The following is a 6,599-nucleotide window of genomic DNA, read 5'->3' as shown; positions in this document are numbered from 1 at the left end:
CTCCTCTTCCTTGGCCTTACTGCTGGAGTAAACATTTTGAAACATCCACTTCCGTAAGCCCTGCATATTTTCCTCCATTATGGGCTCCATGGAAAGCTTATCCTTTCCCCTGGAAGTAAAGATGACGGAGCGAATCAAAGTATTCAGTCGCTCCCTTGCGGTAAAGCCCAGCACCTTCCGATATTCCGCCGGAAGCTCTTCCTCCCGGAAAAGCCCTGCCCGAATCCCATCATCCACATCATGGTTCAGATAGGCAATCTTATCCGCAAAACGAACCGCCTGCCCCTCCAGAGTCTTCGGTTTTCCTGAGCTTCTATGATTTTGTATGCCGTCCCGAACCTCTTTACTAAGGTTCAGTCCTCTGCCGTTTTTCTCTAAAATCTCCACAATCCGTATACTTTGATCCACATGGGAAAAGCCTCCGGAGCAAAGCTTGTTTAATGCTCTCTCTCCGGCATGGCCAAAGGGAGTATGACCTAAATCATGACCTAAGGCAATGGCCTCGGTCAGGTCTTCATTGAGACGAAGCGCCTTGGCAATGCTCCTAGCAATCTGACTCACCTCCAGGGTATGCGTCAGTCTGGTACGATAATGGTCCCCCTCCGGCTGAATAAAGACCTGGGTCTTATGCTTTAGCCGGCGAAAGGCCTTGGAATGTAAAATCCTGTCTCTATCTCTTTGGAAAATGGTTCGGATATCATCCTCTTCCTCCGGAAGATCTCTCCCCAAAGAATCCACGCTACAACAAGCAAAGGGAGAGAGAATCTCCTTTTCCATTTTCTCCATTTCTTCTCGAATATTCATCCTGCTCCTACCTCCCGGATCAAAGCAAAACAACAGTTCCTTTTATAATAAGCCCTGGAACAGGAGAAGTAAAATGAAAATTGGCAAAACAAAACGGAAATAGTTTAGGAGGAAGGCCGGCATTTTCACACCCTCACCCTTATTACATTCCTCCAAATATCTGGGAAAGCCCATACCCCACTTGCTTACGCAGAACAGAAGGTACACTAAAGAACCGATAGGAAGAATCAAATTACTTACGATAAAGTCCTCGGAGTCCAATACATCTCTGCCGCCAATCAGCTTCAGATCCTTCCAAAGATTATAGCCAAGGATACAGGGAATACTCAAAACCAGGATCAGAATGCAGTTTACGATAACCGCCTTCTTTCTATCCCAGTGGAAGTTATCGATACTGGTGGAAATGAGATTTTCAAACACCGCAATAACAGTGGAAAAGCTGGCAAAGGTCATAAAAACAAAGAAGAGGGAGCCCCAGATTCTTCCTCCCGCCATGTGCATAAACACTCTGGGTAAGGTGAAGAAAATGAGGGGAGGACCTGCATTTGGTTCTACATTAAAGCTAAAGCAGGCAGGGAAGATAATCAAACCGGAAAGGATAGCCACAAAGGTGTCCAAAGCACAGATTTTGATTCCCTCTCCTGTTAGTGAATAGTCCTCCGACATATAGGAACCGAAAATCTCCATGGCCGCAACCCCCAAGGAAAGGGTGAAAAAGGCCTGATTCATGGCCTGAGAAATTACATGGAAAAGTCCGATTTCCTTTACCTTTTCCGGATTCGGGAAGAGGTAGAACTTCGCTCCTTCCAGAGCCCCCGGCAGCATCAAGCTATGAACCGCCAAGACAATAATCAAGAGTAAAAGGCAGGCCATCATGATGGTGGTAATCTTTTCCAGCCCCTTTTGCAGTCCCAAGGAGCAAACCAAAAAGCCCCCGATAACCGTAATCGCCATACATAGAGTCATTTCCTCCGGACGACTGAGCATGGTTCCAAAAACATTTTCCACCTGAGAGGGTTCAATTTTGGAAAATGTTCCGAAGACAAATTTAAAGAAGTAGGAAAGCATCCAGCCGGAAACGGTAGTGTAGTACATCATCAAAAGATAACAGCCCAGAATACAAACCCAGCCATGCCAATGCCACTTGGTGCCCTTGGGCTCCAAAACCTCATAGGCCTTTACCACGGATTTCTTGCTGGCTCTACCCACCGCAAGCTCCATGGTGAGAATGGGAAGACCGATTATAAGCAAGAAACAAAGATAGAATAAAACAAAGATTCCTCCGCCGTTTTGCCCTACCAGATAGGGAAACTTCCAAACGTTACCGATTCCGATGGCACAGCCCGCGCTCACCAAAATAAAGCCGATTCGTGATTTAAAACTCTCTCTTTTCATTTTTACCCTTCCTACATAAGAACAGGAGATGCCTAGGCATCTCCCACTCGTTGCTTACAGTCGATGCGACTGGATTCGAACCAGCGACCTCTGCGTCCCGAACGCAGCGCTCTACCAAGCTGAGCCACGCATCGCTCTAAATATATAGAACAAAGGAGATTATAAGCTTTTCCCCTTTGTTCTGTCAATTATTTTCTGTCTTAAAGGACTAAAATTTGCAAAATATATAAAAAGAAGCTATTTTAGCCCTGCTTCTGCTCCGGAATGGCCTTTGCCAGTGCAAAACGGTTAGACTGCACGATGGAGCGGGAATCCTGTAAAGAGGACTTTAAGCCGGTCAGATGCTCCTCTGCGGTATCCAGGGAACGGGTAATAATGGTTTCCAGGCTTGCCAGCATCTCATCCGTGTAACGAATGGCATTGCTGCGAATCTGGTCCGCATCCGCCACCGCATTGTTTACAATACCGTCTGCCTGCTTCTGAGCGTCCTGCAAAAGTGCATTTGCCTTCTCATAAGCCTTCTGCATGATTTCATTGTCGGAAACCATCTCTTCGGTCTGGGTTCTGGCGTCATTTAACATCATATCCGCCTGAGCCTTCGCATCAGCCAGGATGGCATCCTGCTGGGAAATAATCTTCTGATACTTCTTAATCTCCTCAGGAACCCGTAGGCGAAGCTCCACCAAAAGTTCCTCCATCTCTTCCTTATTCACTAAAATCTTCGTATTGGACAAAGGCTGATACTTACAACTATCAATGTATTCCTCAATTTCTCCAATCAACTGCTCAATTCTGCTCATATCCCCCTCCGTCTCTCTTGTTCATCAAATTTTTTCTTCATAGCCTCTTCCACATCTTTCGGAACAAAGGCTGATATATCACCATGAAAGGACGCAATCTCCTTTACAGTACTGGAACTTAAATACGAATATTTCAAGCTGGTGGCAAGGAAAATGGTATCCACTTCCTCTGCAATCACCTTATTGGTCTGGGCCAGCTGCAACTCAAACTCAAAGTCCGTTACCGCCCGCAGGCCTCGAACAATGATATTGGCATGGACTTTTTTCGCATAATCCACCGTTAAGCCGGTGAAGCTATGCACCTCAACATTGTCCCATTCCTTCGTGTGTTCAGAAATCATTCTAACACGTTCTTCCATGGAAAACAACGGAGTCTTCTGCCGGTTTTGCAGTACACCCACGATTAATTTATCCACCATTTTCCGGCTTCGTTCAATCACATCCAAGTGCCCGAAGGTCACGGGATCAAAGGAGCCGGGATACAATCCTATCTTCATACAGCCTCCTGTAAACGAAGAAAGATATGCTTATTAGTCTTGTACAGCTTCTCTCGAAGAATTCGATATCCTTCCTCTTCCATGTCGGAAAAATCCTCTTCCAACGACGCCTCTACAACAAAAACCGTATCCTTCCCCACCATAGAGGACTTTACCAGTCTCCGAAGGGCTTCCTTTGCCAAATCTTCGCCGTAGGGAGGATCTAAAAAGACGATACCGAAGTGATAGTCCTTTCCCTCCAGACTTCTTAAGGCACTGTGGAAATCTCCTCCATATACCAGAGCCTGTTCCTGAAAATGACAACGGGCGATATTTTGCTCTATACAGGCCAAAGCCTTCTTTCCGCTGTCGCAAAAAACCGCTCTTTTCGCCCCTCTGGACAGGGCTTCAATCCCCAGAGCACCGCTTCCCGCAAAAAGGTCCAGAACATCCTGGTCCACTAAGTCAAATTGTAAAATATTAAATAAGGTCTCCTTGATTCGATCCGTAGTGGGGCGGGTATCCTTCCCCTCCGGCACCGAAAGCAAAAGCCTTCTGGCTGAACCTGCAATAACTCTCATACCACTCTCCTTTTCCCTCATATTAAAGCGAAAATGCCGGTCGTTGTAAAGGGATAAAGATTAATTTTTTTCTACAACTTCCTATTTTTATAGCAAGCTTTTCCATGCAAGTATACGCCAAGGATTTTCGCCAAATTTTGTATCCCCGGTATTCTCTACCTAGCTGTTCTTTAGAACTATCCTCTATCCGAATATTTTACTTTAAGCGTTTTCTGTAAGCAGGCTTTGAAAAATGTCTTTCATCCCCTGATGCTCCGGTTTTTCCAAGAGGGCATCCTCCTCCAATATGGTCTTTGCCGCTTCTCTTGCCTTAAAAAACAACTCCTCATCCCGTAAAGGATCTGCAAAATGAAATTGCAGGGGGCCGGACTGCCTTTCTCCAAAGAACAAATCCCCCGGTCCTCTCAAGGCCAGATCTTCCTTGGCAATGGCAAAGCCGTCATTACTGTCCCGAATAATGGACAGTCTTTTTTGGGACTTCTCATCTTCCTTATGATCCATAAAGATGCAATAGCTTTGCAGCTCCGACCTTCCCACCCTGCCTCGTAGCTGGTGGAGCTGAGCCAGACCGAAACGCTCCGCATTTTCAATCAGCATAACCGTGGCATTGGCCACATCCACTCCCACCTCCACAACGGTGGTGGACAGAAGAATCCTTGTCTTTCCGGAAGCGAAGTCCTGCATCACCTGCTCCTTCTCCCCTGCCTTCATTTTCCCATGCAAAACAGCGAAGGAATAATCCTTGCCAAAATACTGCTTTAAATTTTTCTGATAGGCGGTAACACTTTCCACGGAAAGATTTTCATTTTCCTCCACCAAAGGGCAGATAATATAGGCCTGCCGCCCCTTGTCCAGCTCCTTTTTAATGAAGGAAAAGGCCTTCTCCCGATCCCCTGGGGAAAGCAGAGCATTCTTAATAGGCAGACGATTGGCCGGCTTTTCCGAAAGCAGAAGGTAGGGCACCGCGCCATAGAGCAGCTTTACCAAAGAACGGGGAATGGGAGTTGCGGAAAGGTAGATGCAGTGGGGATTTTGCCCCTTCTTTTCCAAACGGTTTCTTTCCTGAATCCCGAAGCGGTGCTGTTCGTCAATCACCAACATTTTCAGATGAGAGAAACTTAATCCCTCCTGAATCAAGGCCTGGGTACCGATTACCCCCAGAATACTGCCATCTTTAAGTCCCTGATAAATTCTATCCTTCTCCTTCTTACTGCTACTGCCAATCAGAAGGGCTATAGGAATCTCCCATTGATTTTTCAAAAGTAATTCCTGCAGTTTTTGAAAATGTTGTTGAGCCAAAATTTCTGTAGGCACCATTATGGCAGTCTGTAAGCCCTTGCTAGCCATAAGGTACAAGGCATAGAAGGCCAAAATGGTTTTTCCGGAGCCCACATCTCCCTGAACAAAGCGAAGCAGTCTCTCTCCTTGGGAAAATACCCTATCCATTTCCTCCAATGCCTCTTTTTGGGCATTTGTCAGGCTGAAGGGTAGCCCCTGCTGAAATTCTGCACTTTTTCCCGGAATCCTCTCCTCCTGGCCGGAAAGCGAGAGAAAGTCCCTCTCCTCCTTTTCCAGAAAGAGACTGTAGTAAAACAATTCCTCAAAGGCCAGGCGCTTTAAGCCCTCCTGCCTCTCCTCTTCCCTCTTCGGCAAATGCAGGTATTCCATTGTCTGCCTTTTATTACATAGCCCTTCTCTTTCCAAAAAATTCCGAGGAAAGCTTTCCGGAATCTCGGGTTCTTCCTTAAAAATCTCCTGAATACACTTTCTTCTTAGGGCATTTCCAAGCCCCTTTCGAAGGGAATAGATAGGCTCTAGGCTCTTTCTTTTTTCCTCGTACTCCTCCAAAGAAAAAATCTTAGGCTGCTGCAGGATAAAATGCCCTCGAAAGCTTTTGACCTGCCCGAAAAACACCAGTTTTCTTCCTTTTTTTAAAGTTTTAAGGAGATAACTTGCATGAAAGTATTGAATCAAGAGCTTTCCGCTCTCATCTCCGGCGGAGCATTGCAACATGGAAAGCTTGGTATTTCGTAAAACCCTGGCATCTTCTAAAAGTACAAGAGAAAAAGCCATCCACTCCTTCTCCCTGGCTTCCGAGATAGAACTAAGCTTAGGATATTGCAGATAGGAAATAGGAAAATCCTCTAAAAGATCTTCCTTTGTGTAAATATTCATCTTATGAAAAAGAGCGGCGGTTTTCTCCCCCACCCCCTTAATCCTTTCCACAGCATCCTGAAGCATAAATCTCCTTTAACAATTTCCCTTACAAAAACAACATTCATCCACTCTCATACCGCCGAAGGACAGGCAGTGACAAATCCCCCACTTTTCCTATAGGCATCTTAACCCACCGTTATTTACTGAAATATCTTTTCGCCCCACAAAAAAACAAGCTTATCAATTCCTCCGGGTAGCTTTTAGCTTTCTGCGTTATAGCTTTGAAACGGTGGGCAATCTGAGCCCGTCAGTACTTGCTGAAAGCAAGCAAAGCGACGCTTGAAGCTTAGTACTGCTACGAGGGCGAGCTTAGCGAAAGCGTGCCC

6 protein-coding genes and 1 tRNA gene are annotated in these 6,599 nt (G+C 45.9%); all 7 read right to left on the bottom strand.

Translation table 11 applies throughout. From position 1 onward, the window contains the following. A partial coding sequence (locus ACO4PX_RS07725; protein ID WP_485572182.1) for a deoxyguanosinetriphosphate triphosphohydrolase occupies window positions 1-804 on the bottom strand: 804 nt, incomplete at its 3' end. A 42-nt stretch (window positions 805-846) separates the two neighbouring features. Then, entirely contained in the window at window positions 847-2,199 is a 1,353-nt protein-coding gene (locus ACO4PX_RS07720) for a sodium-dependent transporter (protein WP_485572181.1), read from the bottom strand. 60 nt (window positions 2,200-2,259) lie between these two features. Next, a tRNA-Pro gene (locus tag ACO4PX_RS07715) sits at window positions 2,260-2,333 on the bottom strand. A gap of 108 nt (window positions 2,334-2,441) precedes the next feature. Then, on the bottom strand, window positions 2,442-2,999 hold the full coding sequence (locus tag ACO4PX_RS07710; protein ID WP_304072099.1) for an HrpE/YscL family type III secretion apparatus protein: 558 nt from the start codon (window positions 2,997-2,999) through the stop codon (window positions 2,442-2,444). After that, entirely contained in the window at window positions 2,996-3,496 is a 501-nt protein-coding gene (gene coaD / locus ACO4PX_RS07705; RefSeq protein ID WP_485545606.1) for a pantetheine-phosphate adenylyltransferase, read from the bottom strand. Before coaD ends, ACO4PX_RS07710 begins: the two co-directional genes overlap by 4 nt. Continuing rightward, window positions 3,493-4,077, bottom strand: coding sequence for a 16S rRNA (guanine(966)-N(2))-methyltransferase RsmD (gene rsmD / locus ACO4PX_RS07700; protein ID WP_485572180.1), 585 nt, complete (start codon window positions 4,075-4,077; stop codon window positions 3,493-3,495). The genes coaD and rsmD overlap by 4 nt, the downstream gene beginning before the upstream one ends. A gap of 180 nt (window positions 4,078-4,257) precedes the next feature. Beyond that, the gene (gene recG, locus ACO4PX_RS07695) at window positions 4,258-6,297 is read right to left on the bottom strand and encodes an ATP-dependent DNA helicase RecG (RefSeq protein WP_485572179.1); all 2,040 of its coding nucleotides are present in this window, start codon (window positions 6,295-6,297) and stop codon (window positions 4,258-4,260) included. Window positions 6,298-6,599 lie beyond the last annotated feature (302 nt).

The sequence above is a fragment of the Oribacterium sp. genome (assembly GCF_057249185.1).
Note: the sequence above shows the minus strand (reverse complement) of the source record. Positions and strands in the feature narration are given on the sequence as shown.

Coding starts and splice junctions, on each gene's coding strand:
- ACO4PX_RS07720 (WP_485572181.1), bottom strand. CDS start 2,199: ATGAAAAGAGAGAGTTTTAAATCACGAATCGGCTTTATTTTGGTGAGC.
- ACO4PX_RS07710 (WP_304072099.1), bottom strand. CDS start 2,999: ATGAGCAGAATTGAGCAGTTGATTGGAGAAATTGAGGAATACATTGAT.
- coaD (WP_485545606.1), bottom strand. CDS start 3,496: ATGAAGATAGGATTGTATCCCGGCTCCTTTGATCCCGTGACCTTCGGG.
- rsmD (WP_485572180.1), bottom strand. CDS start 4,077: ATGAGGGAAAAGGAGAGTGGTATGAGAGTTATTGCAGGTTCAGCCAGA.
- recG (WP_485572179.1), bottom strand. CDS start 6,297: ATGCTTCAGGATGCTGTGGAAAGGATTAAGGGGGTGGGGGAGAAAACC.